Annotated in this window: 19 protein-coding genes; 8 read left to right on the forward strand and 11 right to left on the reverse strand. The window is 69.9% G+C overall.

Annotation, left to right across the window (positions count from 1 at the left end; genetic code table 11):
• Positions 1–9: 9 nt before the first annotated feature.
• The gene (locus UA75_RS12795) at positions 10–1,374 is read right to left on the reverse strand and encodes an APC family permease (protein WP_075740432.1); all 1,365 of its coding nucleotides are present in this window, start codon (positions 1,372–1,374) and stop codon (positions 10–12) included.
• Positions 1,375–1,527: 153 nt separating this feature from the next.
• On the opposite strand from UA75_RS12795, the gene UA75_RS12800 reads away from it, so the two are divergent.
• The gene (locus UA75_RS12800) at positions 1,528–2,127 is read left to right on the forward strand and encodes a TetR/AcrR family transcriptional regulator (RefSeq protein WP_075740433.1); all 600 of its coding nucleotides are present in this window, start codon (positions 1,528–1,530) and stop codon (positions 2,125–2,127) included.
• Between the two features lie 289 nt (positions 2,128–2,416).
• Here UA75_RS12800 and secD read toward each other — a convergent pair whose 3' ends face one another.
• Together secD and UA75_RS12810 are read right to left on the reverse strand one after the other, a co-directional pair.
• Complete coding sequence (secD, locus tag UA75_RS12805; RefSeq protein WP_157434146.1) at positions 2,417–4,738, reverse strand: protein translocase subunit SecD; 2,322 nt, start codon at positions 4,736–4,738, stop codon at positions 2,417–2,419.
• 80 nt (positions 4,739–4,818) lie between these two features.
• Complete coding sequence (locus UA75_RS12810) at positions 4,819–5,226, reverse strand: hypothetical protein (RefSeq protein ID WP_157434147.1); 408 nt, start codon at positions 5,224–5,226, stop codon at positions 4,819–4,821.
• 180 nt (positions 5,227–5,406) lie between these two features.
• Between UA75_RS12810 and UA75_RS12815 the strand changes: the two genes are divergently transcribed.
• Together UA75_RS12815 and UA75_RS12820 are read left to right on the forward strand one after the other, a co-directional pair.
• Positions 5,407–6,636, forward strand: a complete 1,230-nt coding sequence (locus tag UA75_RS12815; RefSeq protein WP_075740435.1) for a sialidase family protein — start codon at positions 5,407–5,409, stop codon at positions 6,634–6,636.
• Between the two features lie 245 nt (positions 6,637–6,881).
• On the forward strand, positions 6,882–7,733 hold the full coding sequence (locus tag UA75_RS12820; RefSeq protein ID WP_075740436.1) for a GNAT family N-acetyltransferase: 852 nt from the start codon (positions 6,882–6,884) through the stop codon (positions 7,731–7,733).
• 405 nt (positions 7,734–8,138) lie between these two features.
• Here UA75_RS12820 and UA75_RS12825 read toward each other — a convergent pair whose 3' ends face one another.
• Together UA75_RS12825 and UA75_RS12830 are read right to left on the reverse strand one after the other, a co-directional pair.
• Positions 8,139–8,681, reverse strand: a complete 543-nt coding sequence (locus UA75_RS12825) for an MOSC domain-containing protein (RefSeq protein ID WP_075740437.1) — start codon at positions 8,679–8,681, stop codon at positions 8,139–8,141.
• Positions 8,682–8,924: 243 nt separating this feature from the next.
• Entirely contained in the window at positions 8,925–10,175 is a 1,251-nt protein-coding gene (locus UA75_RS12830; protein ID WP_083683165.1) for a cytochrome P450, read from the reverse strand.
• 554 nt (positions 10,176–10,729) lie between these two features.
• Between UA75_RS12830 and UA75_RS12835 the strand changes: the two genes are divergently transcribed.
• Entirely contained in the window at positions 10,730–11,782 is a 1,053-nt protein-coding gene (locus tag UA75_RS12835; protein WP_075743748.1) for a zinc-binding dehydrogenase, read from the forward strand.
• A gap of 22 nt (positions 11,783–11,804) precedes the next feature.
• Here the strand turns inward: UA75_RS12835 and UA75_RS12840 are convergent, their stop codons facing one another.
• Both UA75_RS12840 and UA75_RS12845 read right to left on the reverse strand, forming a co-directional pair.
• On the reverse strand, positions 11,805–12,338 hold the full coding sequence (locus UA75_RS12840) for a cupin domain-containing protein (RefSeq protein ID WP_157434148.1): 534 nt from the start codon (positions 12,336–12,338) through the stop codon (positions 11,805–11,807).
• 30 nt (positions 12,339–12,368) lie between these two features.
• Positions 12,369–13,703, reverse strand: coding sequence for a cytochrome P450 (locus UA75_RS12845; protein ID WP_075740439.1), 1,335 nt, complete (start codon positions 13,701–13,703; stop codon positions 12,369–12,371).
• A 366-nt stretch (positions 13,704–14,069) separates the two neighbouring features.
• Here UA75_RS12845 and UA75_RS12850 point away from each other — a divergent pair, with 366 nt between their 5' ends.
• From UA75_RS12850 to UA75_RS12860, 3 genes are read left to right on the forward strand one after another with little or no spacing between them, the layout of a single operon-like run.
• Entirely contained in the window at positions 14,070–15,239 is a 1,170-nt protein-coding gene (locus UA75_RS12850; RefSeq protein ID WP_198043004.1) for an aromatic ring-hydroxylating oxygenase subunit alpha, read from the forward strand.
• A gap of 7 nt (positions 15,240–15,246) precedes the next feature.
• A complete protein-coding gene (locus tag UA75_RS12855) occupies positions 15,247–15,768 on the forward strand; it encodes an aromatic-ring-hydroxylating dioxygenase subunit beta (protein ID WP_083683166.1) in 522 nt (173 codons plus the stop codon).
• Entirely contained in the window at positions 15,765–16,445 is a 681-nt protein-coding gene (locus tag UA75_RS12860) for a maleylpyruvate isomerase N-terminal domain-containing protein (RefSeq protein WP_075740441.1), read from the forward strand. Before UA75_RS12855 ends, UA75_RS12860 begins: the two co-directional genes overlap by 4 nt.
• A 423-nt stretch (positions 16,446–16,868) precedes the next feature.
• Here UA75_RS12860 and UA75_RS12865 read toward each other — a convergent pair whose 3' ends face one another.
• Both UA75_RS12865 and UA75_RS12870 read right to left on the reverse strand, forming a co-directional pair.
• Complete coding sequence (locus UA75_RS12865) at positions 16,869–17,774, reverse strand: prenyltransferase (RefSeq protein WP_075740442.1); 906 nt, start codon at positions 17,772–17,774, stop codon at positions 16,869–16,871.
• Positions 17,775–17,893: 119 nt separating this feature from the next.
• The gene (locus UA75_RS12870; protein WP_232237736.1) at positions 17,894–18,664 is read right to left on the reverse strand and encodes a methyltransferase domain-containing protein; all 771 of its coding nucleotides are present in this window, start codon (positions 18,662–18,664) and stop codon (positions 17,894–17,896) included.
• Between the two features lie 279 nt (positions 18,665–18,943).
• Here UA75_RS12870 and UA75_RS31755 point away from each other — a divergent pair, with 279 nt between their 5' ends.
• Positions 18,944–19,495, forward strand: coding sequence for a PPOX class F420-dependent oxidoreductase (locus UA75_RS31755; protein WP_198043005.1), 552 nt, complete (start codon positions 18,944–18,946; stop codon positions 19,493–19,495).
• Here UA75_RS31755 and shc read toward each other — a convergent pair.
• Both shc and UA75_RS12885 read right to left on the reverse strand, forming a co-directional pair.
• Positions 19,432–21,372 (reverse strand): squalene--hopene cyclase, encoded by a 1,941-nt coding sequence (gene shc, locus UA75_RS12880; RefSeq protein ID WP_083683168.1) that lies wholly within the window; start codon positions 21,370–21,372, stop codon positions 19,432–19,434. The genes UA75_RS31755 and shc overlap by 64 nt on opposite strands.
• Before the next feature lie 59 nt (positions 21,373–21,431).
• Positions 21,432–22,376 carry a polyprenyl synthetase family protein gene (locus UA75_RS12885; protein ID WP_198043006.1) on the reverse strand — a complete coding sequence of 315 codons (945 nt, stop codon included), beginning with the start codon at positions 22,374–22,376 and terminating at the stop codon, positions 21,432–21,434.
• Positions 22,377–22,897: the final 521 nt, after the last annotated feature.

A 22,897-nucleotide genomic window follows, 5' to 3' on the forward strand; every position in this document is an offset into this window, starting at 1 on the left:
AGGGTTGAGTCAGCCATTCGTCGGATTCTGGTCTGCCGATCGAATTAATTCACCGCTTGTACTATGCGGGTCGTTCGTCTTGATTCGCCGGCTGCCGGATCGGGCCAGGAACACCCAGCCGAGAACACCTAGCGCGAGCAGGATCAGCCCGCCGAGGACCGAGCGGGACGGCAGGCTGAGGGCCAGCAGCACACAGCCCGCCAGGCCTGCCGCCGCCAGCGGTCGCGGCGGCCGGTGCTCGGCCCGACTCAGCGTCCACGCGGCGGCGTTGGCGATCGCGTAGTAGACCAGCACTCCGAAGGAGGAGAAGCCGATCACCTCGCGGAGATCGGCCGTCAGCACGGCGGCCGCGGCCACCACGCCCACCGCGAGCTCGGCCCGCAACGGCACCCCGTGCCGGGCGTCGACCTCGGCGAGCACGCCGGGCAGCCTGCGATCCCGCGCCATCGCCAGCACCGTTCGCGAGACGCCGAGCAGCAGGGCGGACAGCGCTGCCCCGGCCGCCAGCACCGCCCCCGCCCGCACGAACGGCGTCGCCGCGGCGAGGTCCGAGGCCGCGACCACCGACGCGAGCGGGTCCGACCACCCTGCCACCGCGTCGGCGCCGACGCCCACGAGCAGCGTCGAGGCCAGGCCGAGATAGACGATCAACGTGATGCCCAGCGCGATCGGCACGGCGCGGCCGATCGTCCGTCGTGGACTTCGCACCTCCTCGCCCAGCGTCGTGATGCGTGCATAGCCTGCGAAGGCGAAGAAGAGCAGCCCGGCGGCCTCCAGCAACCCGCCCGGACTCGGCGCCGCCGCCGCCCCTGCGACGACGCCGACGGGCCTCGGGTCGCCCCACCCGGCCGCGATCGCGACGAACACCAGGACCAGCAGTACCGACACGACCGCGATCCTGGTGAACCACAGGGCGCGGCGCACGCCGAACAGACTCAGCGCGGTCAGCGCCAGCAGCGTCGCCGCCGCGACCGGTCGGGCCTGCTCCGGCCACAGATAGAACCCGACGGTCAGCGCCATCGCCGCGCAGCTCGCCGTCTTCCCGACGATGAAGCACCACCCCGCCAGGTAGCCCCAGAACGGTCCGAGTCGTTCCCGCCCGTAGACGTAGGTTCCGCCCGCGACCGGGTATCGCGCGGCCAGCCGAGCCGAGGAGATCGCGTTGCACACCGCCACGAAGCCCGCCAGCGCGAGTGCGAGCAGCACGAGCGTTCCGGCCGCGCGGGCCGCAGGCGAGAAGGCGGTGAAGACGCCGGCGCCGAGCATCGCGCCAAGGCCGACGAACACCGCGTCACCGGTGCCCAGCCGACGGCGCAGTGCTCCGCCGCGCTCCTCGTCGCCCTTCGGTCCTCGATCTGCAGACGGCGGCTTCATCGTGACACGTCCTGTCCTGGTCGGGAGTCGAGAACATCGGTGACGGAATGTGATCAATGAAGTCGCAGGTCCCGCTTGATCTTCGACCCAGTAAGGTCGCACAGGGTAGTCGGAATACGTGACACGCCGGGAAACAGGAGCTGACGAGAAGGAATGCCCGAACGGCAATCGCGCCGCGCGCTGCTCGCCGAGGCGGCCATCGAGGTCCTCGCCCGCGAGGGTGGTCGCGGGCTCACCCATCGTGCGGTCGACCGCGAGGCCGCGCAGCCCGAGGGCACCACGGCGGACCTCTTTCCCAGCCGAGAATCGCTCATGGAGGCGATCGCCGCACACATGTCCGAACAGCATCGCGCTGCCGTGCGGGCACTGCACGAGCAGCGGCCGGAGGTCGTCACCGCCGAGGACGTCGACCACCTATACCGCGCGATGCTGGTCCGCTCCACGCTGGACGGTCGCGCTCAGTTCCTCGCCCTGGTGGAGCTGTATCTGGAGGCCGTGCGCAGGCCGAGCATCCGGGCCGCCCTCGGCGAGATGGTGACCGCCAACATCGACTCGGCGGTCGCGCTGCACCGCGAGGCGGGCCGGACCCTGCGCCACGAGGAGGCGGGCAGGCTCGACGCCTACTTCCTCGGGCTCGCCGTCTCCCTGCTCGCGTTGCCGGGTGATGTGCTGCATCGCGGCGGGCTGGACGATCCCGGTGCTCTCGCGCCCGCCTTGCGGGCTGCGGCGTCCATGCCCACCGTGTCGGACTGAGCACCCCGACTCGAGCGCCCCGGACTCGAGCACCCCGCCATGCGGGTCCGCCGGGTGCCCGTAGCGGCCCGCGCCGATCGGCGTGAACCTGCTGGTGCCTCGATTCGTGTGTGCTGTCCGGTGTACCCCGCTCCCGACCGCCGCTCGCCGGCTCGGCTCGATCTTCCCCAGCCTTGATCCTCCGTGGCGGCCGGGCCGGCGCCGCGCAGGCTGCCGTGACCCGCAACGCGTCGGGCCGCGTCGAAGAAGGACTTCGACGCGGCCCGAGTGATCAGCGATGAGCGAGAGGCTAGACGACCGCTCCGCTGCCGTGCTCGTCTCGCTTCTTCTTCTTGCGGACCCTCGCCGCACCCGGCCACTTCGCATCGAGGCCGATCGCGAGCGGCGCGGCGACCACGATGGTCGTCACGTTGCCGATCACGGCACCGATGATCACGGCCAGGGCGAAGTCGACCAGGGAGCCGCTGCCGAGGAACAACAGCGCGCCGAGCACCGCGAAGACACCGATGCCGGTGTTCACCGTTCGTGGCATGGTCTGCAGCACCGCGGCGCCCGCGACCCGATAGAACGGATCCTTGGGTCGATCGGCGCGTAGCTCGCGTACTCGGTCGAAGACGACGACCGAGTCGTTGACCGAGTATCCGATCACGGTGAGCATCGAGGCGACGAACACCCCGTCGACCAGTCTGCCGGTCCAGGCGAACACGCCGAGCAGGAACACCACGTCGGCGGCCAGTCCGACGATCACGGCAAGGCCCAGCCGCCAGTCGAACCGGAACGACAGGTAGATCACCTGGGCCAGCGCACCCAGCAACAGCGCGAGGATCGCTCGATCTCGTAGCTCCTCGCCGAGGCTCGGGCCGATCAGGTCGCTCTGCAGCTGTTCGGCCGGACCCACCGCCGAGATGACGGCCTCGCGGATCTCGCCGACCCGCTCCTCCTCCAGCGGGCCGGTGCGAATGGTGAGGCCGTTGCCGTCGGCGCCGGAGACCGCCGCGTCGTCGAAGCCCGCCTGTTCGAGCGAACTGCGGACCGCACCGAGGTCGGGCTCCTGCTCGGCCTGGTAGGAGATGTAGCGGCCGCCGGTGAAGTCGACGCCGAGGTTCAGCCCGCGCACGGCGAGGCCGGAGCCGACCACGACGAGCACGATCCCGAAGGCGATCATCCACTTGCGCCAGTTCTTCAGGAAGTCGGGAGACCTCCGCTCGAACCACTGACGCAGTCGCCCGAGATGCGCGATACCGCTGATCTTGGGGTGCCGGGCGACGGGACCTCGGAACACGAGCTGCTGGAGCACCCGGCTGAGCACCAGGGCACTGAACATCGACGCGATGACACCGGTGCTCAGCGTGATGCCGAAGCCGCGTACCGGGCCGGTGGCCAGTGCGAACAGCAGCGCCGCCGCCAGCAGGGTGGTGATGTTGGAGTCGGCGATGGCGGTGATGGCGCCCTTGAAGCCGCCGTTGACCGCGTTGCTCATCCGGCGTTTCGCCGACTTCGTGCCGACCCCGGCGGCGTACTCCTCACGAGATCGCTCGTAGATCAGCACGTTGGCGTCCATCGCCATGCCGATCGCCAGCACGAATCCCGCGAGGCCGGGCAGCGTGATCGTGGCGCCGATCGCCAGCAGCAGGCCGAAGGCGATCGCGGTGTAGGCGGTGAGGGCGATGGTGGCGATCAGGCCCGCGAGCCGGTAGACGAAGATCAGGAAGAGGCCGGTGATGCTGATGCCGATGACGGCGGCGGTGATGCTGGCGTCGATGGCGTCCTGACCCAGTGTCGGGCCGAGGGTCCGCTGCTCGACGACCTCCACGGGCACCGGAAGGGCACCGTCGCTGATCAGCAGGGCGAGCTGCTCGGCCTCCTCCTGATTGAAGTCGCCCGTGATCGAGGTCTCGCCGCCGCCGGTGATGCCGACGTTGCAGGTGGTGTCGCCCTGCACCTCGGGGGCGGAGATGATCGTGTTGTCCAGCACGATCGCCACCCGTCGGGCGGGGTCGCCGTACGGGGCGCAGGCGGCCTGGCCGGTGACCTGGGCCCAGCCGCCCGCATCGGCGAAGTCGAGACCGACGTACCAGCCTCGGCCGGTCTGGCCGTCCAGCCGCGCGGTGGCGCGGTTGATCGCCTCGCCGGTCATGGCGGCGGGCGCAAGTCGCAGCGCCGCGCCGTTCTCGTCGGTGAGGACCAGCTCTTCGGTCGCCTGTGCCTCCGGATCGGCGGCCTCCTCGGCCTCCTCCGGGCTTGCGGCGGCGATCACGGGATGGATGGTCAGCTGGGCGGTGCGCCCGATGGTGGCCAGGGCCTCCTCGGGGTCCTCCACACCGGGTAGTTCGACGACGACCCGGTTGTCGCCGGATCGGACCAGATTCGGCTCGGCGACGCCGAGGGAGTCCACCCGGCGACGGATGACCTCCAGCGTCTGGTTCATCGACTCGTCATCGATGACGACGCCGTCGCCGGGAATGCCCTCGAGGGTGATCTGGGTGCCGCCTTCGAGGTCCAGCCCCAGCCGTGGCTCGGTGGTGAACAACAGTGCGCCAGAGGCGATGAGCACGATCAGGGACAGCAGTCCCCGTACCAACAGCCCGCGCCGTTCTGATGTGCCTGACACGTTGAGTCTCCGCGGTCGGATTCCCGCTGCGCGGCGGCGACGGGAAGCAGTGAGACGGCCGCATGGGCGGTCGTCATGGCTCAGCGGGTCGGCGGTGCGGGCGGCCCCCGGCTGCTGTCGGGTGCCGACCAGGCGGGACGCAGGTCGCGGATGCTCGGCGGGATCGGCCGGTGTTCGAGGAATCGGGGAGTCGCGAGCATCGGAGCGGCCGAGGGACCGAGGAGCTGCTCCCGGTGGGGCGACTCCTCGACGACGCCGCCGCCCACCTGGGTGCGCGCCCCTTGCCAGGCCGTGCCCGAGAACGGGCGCACGCCACGGGAACCGGTGCGTTCCACGGACTCGGTGCGGGCGCTGAGGAATGCCTGCCCGGTCGTCGAGCCGGTGACGCCGGTGCGAACGCCTGCGGCGGAGAACAGTCCGAGCACCGCGGAGAGCGTCGCGACGACGACCAACGGCCAGGAGAGCACTCGCCCGGAGCGTGTGCTCATGACTGCTCCCTGGATCGAGGCGGTTGCTCGGGGCGGAGTGTACCGAGTGGGGTTGTCATGGCCAGGCCCCGACAGTAGCTTCTAGACATCCCACGTCCGATGTCGGATGTCCGACTCGGTCGCCGGACCGATCGAGCCGTCCACTGCGGCGACTCGACCGCTCATCCTCAAAGGAGCGTGATGAGACCCTTACCGCGCATCGCATCGACCCTGCTGGTCGCGGCCGTGACCGTCGGGACCGCCGGGACCTGGTCGGCGGCGGGCCAGACCAGTCCCGTCGCGGATCCACAGGCGGACCACGCGTCCGACCCCGCCGCCGCGTCGGCTGTCTACACCTCGGGAACCGAGGGCTACGACACCTTCCGCATCCCGGCGATCATCCGGGCACCCGGCGGCGACCTGCTGGCCTTCGCCGAGGGGCGCCGCGACGGCGGCGGGGACAGCGGCGACATCGACCTCGTCCTCAAGCGCTCTGCCGACGACGGCGCGACCTGGAGCGATCTGACCGTGGTCGGGGACAACGGCCCGAACACCTTCGGAAATCCCAGCCCGGTGGTCGATCCCGAGACCGGCCGGGTCGTCCTGCTCTCCACGCACAACGGCGGCGACGTCACCGAGACCGAGATCAGGGCGGGCGAGGTCGAGGAGCCCGACTCCCGCCGAGTGTGGGTGCAGCACAGCGAGGACGACGGCCGGACCTGGACCGAACCCCGCGAGATCACCGAGGACGTCAAGCTGCCCGGCTGGCGGTGGTACGCGACGGGGCCCGTGCATGCGATCGCGCTGCGCGAGGGCCCGCATGCGGGGCGCCTGGTGGTGCCCGCCAATCACTCCAGCTCGCCGCCCGAGGGCAGCACCGACGTCGGGACCGAGGACAAGTACTACGACGCTCACCTGATCTACAGCGACGACGGCGGCCTGACCTGGTCCATCGGCGCACTGGAGTCCACTCCGGACGGCGTGGTCAACGGCAACGAGTCGACGGTGGCCGAACTGCCCGGCGGCAGGCTCTACGTCAACACCCGCAACCAGAACGGCACCGCGCCGGGCAACCGTGCCGCCGCCTACAGCAGCGACGGCGGCGCGAGCTTCGACGGCCCGCTCCAGCCGGTGCCCGCGGTCATCGCCCCGGTCGTCCAGGGCAGTCTGCTCCAGGTCCAGGACGGCCCACTGCTGCTCGCGGCACCGGGGAGTCCGAACCGACGGGAGCGCCTCACCGTGCGGTCGAGCGCCGACGAGGGCGAGACCTGGTCCGACGGCGCCGTTCTCTCCGAGGCGCCTGCGGCCTACTCGGATCTCGTGGCACTGACGGCGGACGAGGTCGGCGTCTACTACGAGACCGGCGTCGACTCGACCTACGAGACGATCTCCTTCCAGCGCCTGTCGGTGAGTGCGGCGGCGCAGGGCTGAGCAGCCGAGTCCGGCCCTGATCGTCCGCCGCCCGCCACGGTGTTCGGTCGGGGCCTCGCGTCTCGCCGTCCCATCCCCTGCCCCGGCGCCGGGGCGGCTTCGCGATCGACGGGCGAGGGCAGGCGAGCTCGCCGGACCGGGCGGCGGGAGCGGCACCGCATCGTCGAGACGCTCGTCGTCCGACCGGCTACCGAGAGCGACGGCTGTGTGTAGGTCGTGCACGGCGACGGTGACAGAATACGGCGATGTGGATTCGTCCCTGGGCAGTCGAGGACGCCGTCGAGGTCGCCGCGATCACCGCCTCAGGGGAGCACGACGTCCTCTGGGCGCAGGGCAGGGCGCTGATCGGCCCGCCGCGCGGCGGTGAGCACTGGCGGCGGACCCTCGTCGCGGAGGTCGACGGCATGGTGGCGGGCGTGGGCGCGCTGCTCTCGCCGCGCTTCCACCCGCGCCGCCTCTGGGCCTATGTGGAGGTACCGGCCCCGTTTCGGCGGCGGGGCATCGGCGCGGCACTCGTCACGGCGCTGCGCGACCTCGCCGCCGCCGACGGACGTCCGCTCCGAGCCAAGGTGCGGCCGGGAACGCCGTCGGCGGCGTTCGCGTCCGTCCTCGGGCTGCGACGGGTGCTGATCGAAGGGGAGATCCGTCGACTGCGTGCGGATCGGCTGCCCCGGCCTGCGGGCTGGGGGCGGGCGGCCGCCCTGGACGATCCGCAGGTCGCGGAGGCGTATCGGAGCTTCTATCGCGCCGTCCATCCCACCGACCCGCCCGATCGGCTCACCGTCGACATGGTGCGCGAGAACCACCTCGCCGCCGCCACGGGCGCTGTGCTGGTGGACGCCGCACCGGGACGGCCTGCGGGCGTGGCCCTGTTGATCAAGGACGAGGACTGGACCTTCAGCGGCGGCTCCGTGCGGCCCACGGCGGCCGGGGCGCCCTCGGTGGCGCGGGAGCTGCTCTGCACGGTCGCTGCGGTGCTTCCGCCCGAGACGGTCCTGGCCGCCGAGGTCGACGACAGCATGGCCGATGTGCGGGCGGCCTCCGCCGAACTCGGCGCCGTGACGGTGGCGCATGCACAGGTGGTCGCCGAACGGTGAGACCTCGAGCGGCAGGTCCGTGTGTCGGCGAGGTACCGCCCCCGGCCTCGGTTCGGCGGGACACGGGTCGCGTGCGGGGTCCGGTCGAGCGTGTCCGGATGCCGAGCCCGCATTCCCGCCTCCGCGCGGCTCGGCGGCGGATGCGAAGCACAGGATTTGTCGGGGCAGGCTGTCGCGTCTCGCCGTCGTGCCGCGTTCTCCTCGTGAGCCGCCGGTGCACACCCGCTCACCGGACAGCGGCAGCACCGGACAGCGGGAGAAGTAGTCGTCGAAGTGCACCCCGTCGACGGCGTCACGTGGGCCCCGCCCGGCGAGCTGCCGTGCGGCGCCGCCTGCGTGACGCCCTACGGGCGAGGCTGCTCGCCGTGCCCGCACCAGGCACATCGCGGGGACGTCCCGCAGGCCTCAGACGGGGATCAGCCGGTGATGCGGCTCGGCGGGCAGCCGCACCTCGATCGGATCGCCGGGGCGGACGACGCCGTCGGCCAGGACGACGGCCATCACGCCTGCCAACCGGATCAGTTCCCCCGCCGCGTCGCGACTGACGACCTCCTTCAACAGGCCCGGTTGGAAGGCGTCGATCTGGCGACACGGATTTCGCAGCCCGGTGATCTCGATCAGGGCGTCCGCACCCAGCAGCAGCTGCGTCCCGGTGGGCAGGTCCAGTAATTCGACCCCCCGCGTGGTGACGTTCTCCCCGAGATCGCCCGGTCGCACCTGATGACCCGCCGCCGCCAGTCGAGTGAACAGCTCGCTGTGAATCAGGTGGACCTGTCTGAGATTGGGCGCACTCGGATCGCGGGCCACCCGAGAGCGATGCCGGACCGTCTCACCCCGATGCGCGTCGCCCTCGACTCCGGTGCCCGTCCGCAGCGTGATCGCAGCACGAACGGTCTTGCTGAAGTCGTGCGTCGCGCTGCTGCTGATCGCCGTCACCGTCGGCAGCATGATCCGTTCCTCCTCATAGGAAGCACCATCTCGCCGCAGGCCGGGTGTCCGACCCCGGCTTTCGCTGGGAGAGAACGGTATCTCGGCCTCGCGTGTGCAGCCGACCGCCATCACCGGAGTCCGCACCCGGCGACGACGACCCGAGCATGGCACCCGAACATGACGAGGAGAAGGTCGGCGCAGTCCTCCTGTCCGTCCCAGCCCAACGCCTCGGTGGCATCGGGTGCCGGTTCCCCAGGCGGGCTAACCCCAGGCGACCGGAAGCTCCTCCAGACTGAGCAGTACCTGGCCGGGCCGATGGCGCAGCTGCTCGAGGGGGACGGCCAGCCGCAGATCCGGGAAGCGGCGGAACAGGGCGTTGATCGCCACCCGCAGTTCCATGCGCGCCAGCGCAGCGCCCGGACAGCGGTGGCTGCCGTGACCGAACGCGAGGTGCGGGTTCGCCGGCCGGTCGGGATCGAAACGGTGCGGCCGGGGGAAGACGGACTCGTCGTGGTTGGCGGAGGAGAAGGCGGTGACCACGCCGCTGCCCGCCGGGATGAGCACACCCTCGATCTCCACGTCCTCGGTCGCGATGCTGATGGGCCCCGCGTCACCGAGCGGGTTGATCCGCAACAGCTCCTCGACGTAGGCGTCGATGAGGTCGGGCTGTTCCTGGAGCCTGCGAAGCTCCATCGGGTTGCGCAGCAGGGTCAGGACCGCCGAGGTCACCATGCTGGTCGTCGTGAGGTAGCCGCCGACGAGCATCGCCAGGGTGAGCATCAACAGTTCGGTCAGATCGAGGCGGCCCTGCTCGTCATGGGCCGCGATCAACGCCGTGATCAGGTCGTCCCCGCCGCCGTCGCCCTCGGCCCGTTTGCGCTCGATGAGCCGGGCCAGGTATCCGACGAGCGCCAGCTGACTCTGCTGTGTCTCCTCCCGCCGCAGGGGGTCCAGCGAGTTCAGCATGTCGGTCCACCGGCGGAACTCGCCTCGGTCCTCGAAGGGGACGTCCAACAGCTCGCAGATGACGGTCACCGGCAGGGGGAAGGCCAGCGCCTCGTTGAGGTCGGCGGGTGCTCCGGTCCGCGCCATGGCGTCCAGCAGGTCCTCGACGATCTCCTCGACCCTGGGTACCAGTGCCTGCACCCGGGCTCCGGTGAACTTCGCACTGATCAGGCGCCGTAGGCGGGTGTGCGCAGGCCCGTCGGTGGTGAACAGTGTTCCCGGCGGCGGGCGGTCCACTCCGTAGGCGGGTGCGTCTGGTGCCGTCCCCGCCGCGCGACTGAACCTCGGGTCGGCGAGGACGCGGCGCATCACGTCATGCCGTGTCACCAGGTACACCGGCAGCCCGGTCACCGTCAGCCGAACCCGGATGATCGGTCCCTGTTCCCGCGCGGCGTGCAGCTCGGCGGGCATCTCCACCGCCGAGGGTCTGCTGAAGGGATAGTCCGGCAGGGCGTTCGTGCCCTCGTCGACCGTGGTGTCGTCGGGCACGATATCGGAATGGGTCATCGTCTGCCTCGCTTCGCCGTCGACTCGTGCGCTGTGTGCCATTCGGGAGCACCGTGGAGATCGCGGGTGATCGCGTCGCATTTTAGTGGCGCGATAACGGTGGAGAACAGGTCACGAAAAGCTGGACATGATCCGTGAGTTATGCACGCCGGTTGGTCGGCCGTCATTCTGGGAACGAGATATCCCACGGCCTGCCGAGGTGGCCACGGTCGGTCGACCGCTAGTCGATGAATTCTTGAGTCGAGATTTGTCGCCGCAGCGAGCCGATACGGCATGATACGGGCCGGGTCGGCAGGCAGGAGGCGTCCGATTCGTCCGAAGTGGAACCTGATCGAGCAGCGGTGCGGCATTCTCGCGTCGAGGAATCGCGACACTCTCGCGGATCACTCGAGTCGACAATGCAGGCACGGGTGTACTTGACCGAATGCGACAACGTCGAGGGCGCGCATCTCGGCGCCCAGATCACGGGAGGTCCTGTGTCCGCAATGTTCCCTGTCCCGTCGCCGTCAACGCTTCCGTCGAACTCCGTGGTCGGGGACGCGATACCGGAATCGATGAAGGCCGTCGTTCATCACGAGTTCGGCGGCCCGGAGACCCTGCGCATCGAGGAACTGCCGGTCCCGCTGCCCGGTCCGGGTGAGGTGCTCGTGCAGGTGCGTGCGGTCAGCGTCGGACGCACGCTGTGCATCGAGACCAGGGCAGGCCGACTGCCCTTCGCCCGCAGCCTGAGCTTCCCCCACGTCCTGGGTGCCGACCACGTCGGCGAGGTGGTCGCCGCCGCAGCGGACGTGGACGGCGCACTCCTGGGCCGGCGGGTGGCGGTGTTCCCGGTCGTGCACTGTGCCCGCTGCCGGGCCTGCCTGGCGGGACGCACGGAGAGCTGTGCCGACCTGCGGCTGATCGGCGTCCACCGGCAGGGTGCCTACGCGCGCTACTGCGTCGTGCCCGCCCGCAACGTCCACCCGGTGCCCGAGGACGTCAGCGACCTCGAAGTGTGTGCGTTGGCCCTGAATGGCGCAGTGGCCCGGCGTCAGCTCGACCTTGCCGAGGTGACGGCGGGTTCGTGGGTGCTCGTCCACGGTGCGTCCGGCGGGCTCGGCTCGACCCTGGTCCGGCTTGCGCTCCATCGGGGAGCGCGGGTTGCGGCGTGTTCGCGCCAGGGCTGGAAGCGCGAGCTGGTGGCGGGACTCGGGGCGGATCTGGTGCTCGATCCGGATTCGCCGGACTTCGCCGAGACGATCCGCGAGGCGACCGAGGGCGCGGGCGTGGACGCGGTCGTCGACAACCTCGTCGATCCGTCCCTGTGGGCGCGTACCGCGCCGCTGCTCGCCGCAGGCGGGACCGTCGTGTGCTCCGGTGCGATGGCAGGCGGGACGGCGCAGCTCGATCTGCGGCAGATGTACCTGCGCAACCAGCGGGTCCTCGGTGTCCGAACCGCTCGGCCCGCCGACGTCCAGGCACTGTGGAGGGACGTGTCCGAGGGACTGCGGGCCGTCGTCGATCCGGAGTCCGCGTTCACCCTGGAGCAGGCCGCCGACGCGCATCGGCATCTGGAGGAGGCTCGCAACTTCGGCCGGGTGGTGCTCACCGTGGACGCTCAGGGGTGAGCACCACCGACGGCGCAGCGGATCAGATCATCCGTGTCGTCGTGGAGTCCACCTGACTCATGCCGTACCGCTCGAACAGCGGGCCCAGCGTGGCGAGGTTCAACTCACCACGCCGGGCCAGGCTGTCCGCTTCGATGAACCAGCCCTCCGGCCCGGCGGGGACGAACATCGTGAGGTGTCGGCCGCCTGCCGGTCCCGCCGTGAGCTGATGCGGCACCCCTCGGCCGACCTTGACGACGTCGCCCGGCCCGCAGTCCAACGTCGTGTCGCCGATCCGGAACCGGTAACTGCCCTCCACGACGTGGAAGTACTCGTCCTCGTCGCGGTGGAGGTGCGGGTCCGGCCCCTGCTCCGGGCCGAGCCGCATCTCCAGCAGGGCGAACGCGTCGTCGGTGTCCTGACCTGACAGCAGCAGCGCCCCGTCGAGGAACGGGAGCCGGAACCGGGCGTACTCGGTCGAGCCTCGGACCAGTCCCCAGGGAAACGGCGTGCGGGGCAGCGCGGTCGTCGGCCCGGCCGAGCCCGCGGTCGTGGTCACGTCGGGTGCTTCGGACATCACGGTCACCTCTCCTGACGGTCGGATCGGTCAGCGCGGACGCACCACGACGCGCGCGCCGCGACCGGGTACGAAGGTGACGTGCCGCAGCCGAGGAGGCTCCGAGCGATCGTCGACGCGGTGCAGGTCCACCTCGGTGAGCACGGTGCGCAGCACCTCTTTCATCTCGAGCAGCGCCAGTGCGGCGCCCACGCAGCGCCGTGCGCCGCCGCCGAAGGGGACCCATGCATAGGGGTCGGGTTTGACGTGCAGGAACCGGTCCGGCCGAAACTCCTCCGGCGCCTCGTAGTTGTCCGGTGACAGGTGAACGAGGCCGGTGGAGATCATCACGTTCACTCCTGCCGGGAGGTCCCAGCGGCCGATCCGGACCGGCGCGGCGGTCTTGCGGGCCATGATCGGGGTGATCGTCCTGATCCGCAGGGCCTCCCGCACCAGGGAGTCGAGCTGAGCGTCCAGTGTCGGATCGTCCAGGTCGACGGCCGCCTGAATCCGGTGCATCGCCTCCGGATGCTGTACGAGTCGTTCCAGCGCCCAGGCCATGCCGGTGGACGAGGTCTCGTGCCCGGCCAGCAGCAGCGAGATGAGCAGGTCGATCAGTTCGGAGTCGTCCTCGGCGACGGCGTTGCCGCTCGCGAGCACCGTCGAGAGGATGTCGGTGCGCTCGGCCAGATCCGTTCTGGTTCGACGGTCCGCGATCTCCTGTCCCAGCAGATCGCGAGCCTCCGCCTGGATGCGGAGATATCGCTGCCAGGCAGGCATCTTCCGGAGGCCCGACCACAGCATCGGCCCCCGATCGAAGGACGCGACGCGGGGCAGCAGGGCACGCAGCCGCTGCGTCCTGGTCTCGTCGGTGACGCCGATGACGATCCGCAGGATCACCTCGAGGGCGATGGACTGCATCGGCTCCAACAGGGCGACGGGAGTGTTCCTCGGCCAGCGAGCCACCTCGGCACGGGTGATCTCGCCGATCTCCTGCGCGCTGCGCCGGACCGCCTTGCCCTGGAACGCGGGCGAGACGCTGTGCCGTCGCCGTCGATGCTCCTCCCCGTCCTTGATGACGAACGCCGTCGGGCCGAGTACCTCGCCGAGGCCGATCTCGGTGGAGTGCTCCCCGGCCCGCAGGACGTCCGGGTCGCCGGTGAACACCTCCTTGACCAGTTCTGGGCTCGACACGAAGACACAGGGCCCCCAGGTCACCGTGCGCAGCGTGAAGCAGTCGCCGTAGCGTCGTCGACACGAGTCGAGATACGGCTGTAACCGGCCTGCCAGCATCGCGGTCTGCAGAATCGCAGGCGCGCTCGGCCCCGGCGGCAGGCCGTCGCCCGGTGCGGATCTGCGCTCGGCAAGTGATTGCGGGCTTCCCATCAGTTCCTCGCATTCGTCGGCTGGTGGCGGTGGAGCTGTTCCGCCTGCGCCGACTCAATCAGTTCTCTCGTGCCAGGAACAGTCTTGACTCCGTGATTCTCCGGTTAGTGCGAGTTCCGACGTCCGACCGGCAGCCGGTCGCCGCACTGCGCTGCGCCGCCCGGCGCAATAGTGCTCCATTCGGGTATTTCGATGCTGCGCTGAGTGCTAATCTGCGGCGGCAAATGCGCGGGTACCAGAGGTAGTTTCTGAGTCGAGGAGTCGGGCATGTCGACACCCAGCACCGTCGCACCAGAAGGCCTTGTCGCGGATTCCGAGTTCGCCCGGATATGGCCGGGTTCGAGTGTCTCTCGAGTCCCTTACTGGGTGTACACGGCAGCCGACGTCTACCGTCGAGAACAAGAGCGGATCTTCGCCGGGCCGTTCTGGAACTACGTGGCGTTGGCGGCCGAGATTCCGCGTCCCGGCGACTTCGTGCGGACCTTCGTCGGCGGACATCCGATCATCGTGGTGCGGGCCGAGGACGGGGCGATCAACGCCGTGCTCAACCGGTGTGCGCACCGAGGACTGGAATTCTGCATGGAGCGCTCGGGCAATGCCCGCCGCTTCGTCTGTCCTTACCACCAGTGGACCTATGGCCTGGACGGCACGCTGCGCGGCGTGCCGTTCCGGCGGGGCGTCGGCGGCAACGGCGGGATGCCCGCTGACTTCGAGCCCGCCGAGCACGGATTGCGGCGGCTGGCGGTCGCCGAGCGCAACGGAGTGGTCTTCGCGAGCCTCGACCACGCCGTACCGCCGTTGGAGGCCTACCTCGGTGCCCAGATGACCCAGTACTTCGACCGGGTGTTCGACGGACGAGAGCTGACGGTGCTCGGCTACCAGCGACACCGCATCCCGGCCAACTGGAAGCTGATCTTCGAGAACATCAAGGACCCGTACCACGCGAGTCTGCTGCACGTCTTCCTCGTCAGCCTCGGACTGTTCCGGGCCGACCAGCCGTCCCGGGTGCTGATGGACGCGACCGGTCAGCATGCGGTGCTCAGCTCCCGGCGCGGGGAACAGCGACACACAGCGGCGACCGCGGACATCGAGAACCTGGACACCTCCCTGCGGCTGGCCGATCCGAACATGCTGGTCCCCGCCAAGGAGTTCGCGGGTCCGGAGACGGTGGTGATGCAGACCCTGTGGCCGAACCTGATGATCCAACAGCAGACCAACACCCTCGCGATGCGGCAGATCGTCACGCGCGCGGCCGGGGTGACCGAACTGCACTGGACCTACTTCGGTTACGCCGACGACGATGCGGAGATGACTCGGCGCAGGCTGCGTCAGGCCAACCTCCAGGGGCCCGCCGGGCTGGTCGGCATCGACGACTGGGAGGTGCTGGCCTACAACCAGCGTGGACTTCAGGGCAGCGACGACGCGGAGGCCGTCGTCGAGATGGGCGGCCATGGAACCGAGGACACCGAGCACATGGTGACCGAGGTGGCCATCAGGGCGTTCTACCGCCACTATCGCCAGGTGATGGGACTGTGAGGCAGCGATGACCGAGACCACCGAGACCGCACTCAGCCGCGACGTCGGGCAGTCCACGTCGATGGAGCTGTGGTTCCGGGTCCTGCGGCTCTACACCGACTACACGGAGCTGCTCGACGAGAAGCGGCTGACCGAGTGGCTCGGCCTGTTCGAGGACGACTGTCGATATCTGGCGATCTCACGGGAGAACGCCGATGCGGGACTGCCCTTGGCGATGATGCGCTGCGAGGGCGTTCCGGGGCTCTCCGACCGTGTCAACGCCATCGAGAACGTCTCGGTCTACGCGCCGAGGTCGATGCGTCATCTCGTCTCGGGGCTCCGGGTGAGCCACACCGACGAGCCGGGCCTGTTGGCGGTGGAGGCGTCCTTCGTCGTGCTGCAGAGCCTCAATGAGGAGCACACCGAGGTCTACGCCTCGGGGCGCTACCGTGACCTGGTGCGCGACGACGGTGGGACCCTTCGCTTCGCCGAGAAGACGGCCGTCTACGACGGTGCGCTGATCAAGAACGCCATGGTCTATCCGCTGTGACCTCGCAGCAGGATCGGGCCACGCAGGGCAGCGGCGCCTCGGCCCTGCCCGTGCGGGGGAGCCGGGCGGGCGGGACCACGGCAGACCTCGCGCTGCTCGCCGAGAACTGGGCGAGCTGGGCAGGGCTCGGCGCGGGGCTCGACGATGCCGGGTGGCGGTCCCCGACGCGACTGCCCGGCTGGACGATGACCGAGCTGTACGCCCATGTCGCCAGGGGGGTCGGTGTCCTGGGCACCGCCGTGGACGGCCGGTCGGACTCCCCGCCTTCGCGGACCGACGCGGCCGACTATTTCCGATACCTGCGGGGACTGCCCCACGGACCCTCGATGGTGGACTCGGCCGCGCGGGCGGCGGCGGAGGCGGGCCGGACCGAGCTGGTCGGCTGGTTCGCCGAGGACGCCCCCGTGGTGCTCGAACGAACGCAGGCCGCCTGGGACTCGGTCGTGGCCAGCCCGGCAGGCGACATCGCGCTCGGCGACTACGTGCTGACGCGACTCGTCGAGGGCACCGTGCACCTGCTCGACGCGGCCTCGGCCGTCGACCGCGTACCGGAACCCGCCGCCGAGGCCCTGGCCAGGACGGCCGACGTGCTCGTGGTCCTGGCCGGGCCTGCCCGATTCGTGGAGCTGGCCACCGGCCGCGACGCCGGTCCGGAACTGTTCCCCGTGCTGACCTGACCCGACCCGGCCTGATCGGCACCTGACCAGGCTGCGCCGGGGCGAGCCGAGATCGAGCCAGACGGAGTCGCGGGCCGGACGCAGGCCGATCGGCTCGGCATCGTCCCGGCCACCGCAGGACAGGATCAGGCGGGATGCCCGCGTCCTCGGCCGGTCGGCGCCGCCGGGGGACGGAATCGGCCGGTGCGCAGGCTGGACTCCGGGCGACGGCGGGGCCGGCCTGTGCCATTCCACGCCGCAACGGGCACCTCCTGCGGGTTGGGCCCGTGGCCGATCACGAGGTGATCGGCGGCTTCGCCCGCGCTCGGCAGGGCCGCACCCGCTCCGACGCCGAGTGGAGCCGGCGGGACCCGCCGGAGGGGAGACCATCGGACCGGAGGCCGTCGACACGGTAGGCAGGCTCGACTGAGCCGACCCGCCCACTCACAGCCAGGCGCCGACGGAGAACAACGCGAAGTTCGCGATCATCAGCAGGTACAGCCGCGCCCAGGAGACCATCTTGTCGCCGATCGGGCCTCGGAGGACCGTGACGGCCAGCGACGCGGTCCAGGGCAGCGTGACCAGCGGCAGCAGGTACCAGGGCGCCGACAGCAGCACCGCGATGCCCGCGACGCAGAGGTAGAAGCCCGACAGTCCGGCGACGTAGACGGCCTTGGTCGCCGACGGCGGGACGAGCTGTGGCAGCGTCGTCTTGCCCACTGCGGCGTCCTTCTCCACGTCACGGGCGTTGTTGTGCAGCATCAGGCTCATGAACAGGAAGCCGGCGCCGAGCGCGGCCAGCACCAGGGCGCCGTCGACCCGGCCCACGTTCACCCAGCCGACCACCAACGTCACCATCGTGCCGGTGAACACGAAGTCGAGGGCCTCCCCGAGGCCCCGATGGCCCAGTGGTCGACGGCCGCCCGCATAGGCGAAGTAGGCGAGATAGAGGATCGGGATCGACAACAGCAGCCACGGCGTCGTCGTCACCGCCAGGTAGCCTGCGCAGAGCCAGGCCAGCACGAATCCGGTCATGCCGACGCGACGGACCACGCGCATGTCCAGTCCCAGCGCCAACGAGCTGTCCGGCCGGACCCGGTCCGGCCGGTCCAGACCGCGGGCATGGTCCTCGTAGTCGTTGATCAGTCGCCGTCCGATGCCGTCGAAGACGAACATCGCCAGCGTCAGGCCCACCCGCCACGGGGAGAGCTGCTCCAGATGGTGGGAGGCGGAGACGGCATAGGCGCCCTGGAGCACCAGAACGAGGATCAACGGCGGACCCGACGCGTGCACCCAGTCGAGGAGGCGAGCGGGCCTGGAATGGGAGAGGGCTGCCGAGTCGGTGGTCATGGGGACTCCTCCCGGGAGTTTCCGGCGATCGGACCGCTCGCGGGACTGAGCGGACTTCGCTATGTCGCGCTCCGGACCTGGACGAGCCGGACCGCCGAGTACCGTCCTGGCCGTCGGTTCTAGCCGCCGATGCCCGCCGGTCTCCTCGCCTCGCGGTGACTCCTCGCGTCGGCACGCACTCGCTTCACCCCCACACCCTGGAAGAGAACGCTGGTGTTGCGCGAGGGGATGAGGCGGATCTCCGGACGGCGGTGAAACAGGAATCCGGGTATGTCGCTGAGCTTGGGCGCGAGACCCTGAAGACGCAGCGAGACTCCGTGCGCCGCAGCGGCTCGCACCAGACCCGCTCGGTTCACGAACAGTCGGTGGTCATGGCAGCCTTTGGGCGCCTTGACCCGGAGCGGCAGGTTCTCGGCCAGTGTGATGATCAGCAGTCGCGCTATGGCGGTGTCCGGGATCGTGTCCACCACGAGCGTGCCGCCCGGCCGGAGGATTCGACAGCATTCGGCGATCACCCTGGCCGGGTCGGTGACGTGCTCAAGACACTGGCCCGCCGTGACGACGTCGGCACACTCGTTCGCCAACGGAATGCGATTCATGTCGCCTCGGATCACCTGGTCCACGCCGTGGGCGCGGGCGACCCGGCCGCTCTCGGCCGAGAGGTCCACGCCGACGTGGGTGTAACCCTTCCCGACCAGGTGCGGGTGCAGCAGGCCGCCGCCGCACGCGACGTCCACCAGCACGGCGTTCTCTCTGGTCGCGGTGGGCACCAGGGCCGCGCGGCAGCGGGCGATCCAGGAGAGCGACGCGAAAGTGCCCTCCGGGTTCCACCATTGATCGGCGAGTTCGTCGTACTGGCGCGGGTCATTCGGAATCCGAGTGCTGCTCACCGTCGTCATCCCGTCGTGTCGAGTCGGCCGAGAGAGAGGATTCAGAGAAGGAAGTAGAGCTGTCTGGCGGCATCCATACAATGGTCTATGCGTCCATCGGTGGCAACCCTTCTGGCCAATCCAGTGGTACTCAAGCGTGCCTCGAGGTGCCTGCTGCTAAACCGAGACCTTCAATGGTCGAACAACCGCTGCTGGATTCCAGGCAGGGCGGTCATAATCGCGGATCGGCCGGTGGGTGAATCGGCCTCGAAGCGTGCCAGGACTACAGGAGGTGCGTCCGTGAGCGACGCCGTTCGTCCCGCCCGTCGGTCCGCTCGTCCGGTCGCGGGTCGGGCCCTGCCCGGCGGCCGGGTCGCCGACCGGCTCAGCATTCCGTCCGTTCGCATCCTCGAGCTGCTCGACGCGATGCCCGACCGGACCGAGTCCACGCCGGAGTCGATCGCACGGGGAAAGCAGACCCTGTTGATCACGTTCCGGCGGGACGGCTCCCGGGTGGCGACCCCGGTCTGGGCGGCTCGGACGGCGGGGATCGTCTACGTCCGCACCCAGCGCCCGTCCGGCAAGGTCAAGCGCGTACGGCGTGAGCCTCGAGTGCTGCTGGCCCCGTGCACCACCAGAGGCGTCCCCACCGCTCCGGCGGTTCCCGCCCGCGCTCGCCTCCTCGGACCAGCCGAGGAGGCGAGCGCGGAGCTGGCGCTCCGGCGGGGCTACCGCCTGGTCCGCGCCGCGTGTGCGCTGATCCAGGACCTGCTGCGGGTCGACATGTGCTACCTGGAGATCGTCTTGGACGACTCTGCCGCCACCGAGGCCGGTGACCCGGTGACCGGCTGACGCCGATACCTGCCCAGCGCCATGATGGGGAAGATCTGCCGGTAGAGCGGGTATCCGATGTAGAAGTCGCCGGGGAACCCGGTGCCGGTGAACAGATGCTCCTCCCAGGTGCCGTCCGGGAGCTGCCTGCTGGTCAGCCATTCGATGCCGCGCCGGACCACGTCCGTGTCCTCGCCCTCGCCTGCCGCGTGCAGCGCGAGCAGCGCCCACGCGGTCTGGGAGGGCGTCGACTCGCCCCTGCCCCGCCACGAGTCGTCGTCGTAGGAGCGCAGATCCTCACCCCAGCCGCCGTCGGCGTTCTGATGGTCGACCAGCCAGCGCACTGCCCGACGAACAGCCCGGCTCTGCGGTGAGGCGCCCGCCGCGATCAGGGCGGGCACCGCCGCTCCGGTGCCGTAGACGTAATTCGCACCCCAGCGGCCGAACCACGATCCGTCCTCTTCCTGAGTCTTCAGCAGGTAGAGGGCGCCGTTGCGCATCCTCGGGTCGTCGGGCGGCAGTATTCGGGCGAAGGCCTCCACCACGTGCGCGGTGATGTCCACCGAGGGGGGATCGGTCGCGACCCCGAAATCGCAGAAGGGCAGCTGCGCGAGGATGTCCGAGGTCTTGTCGGCGTCGTAGACGGCCCAGCCCCCGTTCTCGGACTGCTGGCCGAAGAGCCACCCGAAGCCTCGGTCGGCGGCGGCTGCGGCGCGCTCGGCGATCGGCGAGCCGTCGGCCTCGGCCACTCGGTGCAGGGCCAGGACGACGAGGCTGGTGTCGTCGCAGTCGGGGAAGTGCTCCATGGCGAAGGGGAAGGACCACGCGCCGGGCACCAGATCGGGTCGGTTGACCGCCCAGTCGCCCTTGGTGCGGATCTCCCGGTCCAACAGCCACTCCGCCGCCGCGCGGACTCGGTCGTCGGCTGGGTCGGTTCCCGAGTCCAGCAGGGCGAGCACGACCAGCGCGGTGTCCCAGACCGGCCCTGGACAGCAGGCGACCCGGCGCGCGACGCCCTGTGGCGTCTGCTCAGTGACGGCGAAGCGGCTCAGCCCGCGCAGGCCGGCGACCATGGTCGGATGGTCGGCTCGATAGCCGGCCGCGCCGAGCCCGAGCAGCCCGAACACGGTGATCAGGTGGATCCCCAGCCAGGAGCCGTCGACCTCCTGATGCCGCATCATCCACTGCTCGGCCAGTCGGGCCGCCGTGCGTCGGACCCTGGCGACGGGCCGTCGCTCGTAGCGGTGGAGCAGCCGGTCCATCCGGACGAACATGCCGGGCCAGCTCAGCAGCGGCGGGTCGGCGGGCGGCGGCACGGGCTGCTCCGACCGTAACTCGTCGACGTCGAAGGGCAGCGTGACGGTCGGCCGGTGCGAGCTGATCAGGGTCAACGGGATGACGGCCATCCGAGTCCAGCCGGAGAACCCGTACACCGACATCGAGGACTCGCGGGGGACGAACATCAGCTCCGGGGGGATGACGGGCAGCTCGTCCCAGGACCACTGCCCCAGGATGGCGAGCCAGATCCTGGTGACCATGCGGGAGCGCTCGGCGCCGCCCGCCTCCCGGCAGAACGCCGCCGCCGCAGCCATGTGCGGCTCGTCGGGTCGATCTCCCGCCAGTCGTAACGCCAGGTAGGCCTCGATGGTGACCGACAGCTCCGCCGGTCCGCCGGGGAAGGTCGCCCAGGTGCCGTCGGCTCGTTGTTGAGACCTGATCCAGCGGGCCGTGGTCGTGGTGTACTCCTCGGTTCGCGTCCCGAGGAACTCGTGCATGAACAGCTCGCCTGCCTCTGCCGTCACGTTCGTCAGCACCGGCGCGTACCAGTAACCCTCGCTGTCCTGCTGTTTCAGCAGCCAGTCGACTGCCTGTGCGAGGGCGTCATCGACCTTGGTCATGGCCACCTCTTGATCATTCTCGTTTCGGACTTCTCGATGGTGAGCACGAGCACCGCCGCTCAGGCGACGACAGAGGTCTCGACATGCTCTGGCCGGGGGAGCAGCCGGTCGATCTCGGGCATGAGCAGCCGCGCGACGGCGATGAGCCGCTCCGCCGAGTCCGGCGCGACGCCGGGCAGGGAGCGGACGTCGGACAGCGCCTGCTCGATGTGGGCCCTGGCCACGCGGAGGGACTGTTCCGCGGCATCGGTGCGGCCGAGCACGGCGAGGATCTCCTCACGGCGTTGCGGGGTGAACTCGCCCTTGCTGAGCAGGGGCTGCAGCTCGGCGGGCCGCTCGCGCAGTGCGTAGATCACCGGCAGCGTGTAGACCCCGTTGGCCAGGTCCTGCCCGGACTCCTTGCCGGTCACGCCGTTCGGCGCCCAGATGTCGAGCACGTCGTCCCAGATCTGGAAGGCGATGCCGAGGTTGCGGCCGAAGGACCCCATGCCTGCTCTGGCGACCGCGTCCCCGCCTGCCGCTGCCGCGCCGAGCACCGCGCTGGCCTCCATGAGGGCGGCGGTCTTGCCGGTGATGGCGGCGAAGTAGGCGCTCTCCGAGCGGTCGACGTCGTAGAGGTCGAGGCCCTCCTGCAACTGGCCCATGCAGATCGTCTTCAAGGTCTCGCCGATGAGCTGCATCGGCAGGGTGCCCAACGACGCCGCCGTGCCGGTGGCGCAGGCGAGCAGATAGTCACCGGAGATCAGGGCGGTCGCGTCGCCGAACAGCGCGTTGACGGTCGGGTGACCTCGTCGGGTCTCTGCTCGGTCGCACAGGTCGTCATGGCAGAGCGTGGCCAGGTGGAGCAGCTCCACGGTCACGGCGGCGGGGATCACCTCCTCGGCGGACACCTGGTGGTCGACGACGTAGGCCGAGGTCAGCGCGAGTGTCGGCCGGAAGAGCCTGCCCGGCCTGCGGGTGAAATGCTCGAAAGGGCCTCGCGCTCGCTCGTCGCCCACAGTCACCGAATCGATGATCGCCCGCCGCACCGCCGCCAGATCCGTGGTGAGTCGGGGAAAAGAAGAACTGCTCGATGACGACCTGGATGTCATGGTGCACCGCCCCCTTGAAAGACTCAGATGACTTGTTGATCGCTTTCACACTGCCAGTCGGCACAATGGCAGGCAAGACTCCGCGCCGAGTTGAAATTGGTTTTGAGGCGGCGGCGGGAGAGACGCCTGCACTAAGCTCGACTGGGACGAATGGAGTAGTGAATAACAAAGGCGGTTGGCGGTCGATCCGCCGGTCGTCGAAGTTCGCGCAGGTGGCGCGGGAACACCAGGATCACCGATTGTGACGCGATTCGCCGATCGTCACTCCCAGTATGCGGACCGGCTTATTCCCGAGGTCCGATTTCGGCCGCGTTAAATGACGTCTCCTCGGTTGCGGGCGGCGTCGGGTCTGCTCTGGTCGGCTGGTCCCGGCATGGTGCTATTTTCTCGAATCATGAGAGCCCGCTCTCGAATGATGGGAGGCGCCCGGTACG

This window comes from Actinoalloteichus sp. GBA129-24, from assembly GCF_001941645.1.
In the GTDB taxonomy this organism is placed as follows: Bacteria; Actinomycetota; Actinomycetes; order Mycobacteriales; family Pseudonocardiaceae; genus Actinoalloteichus_A; species Actinoalloteichus_A fjordicus.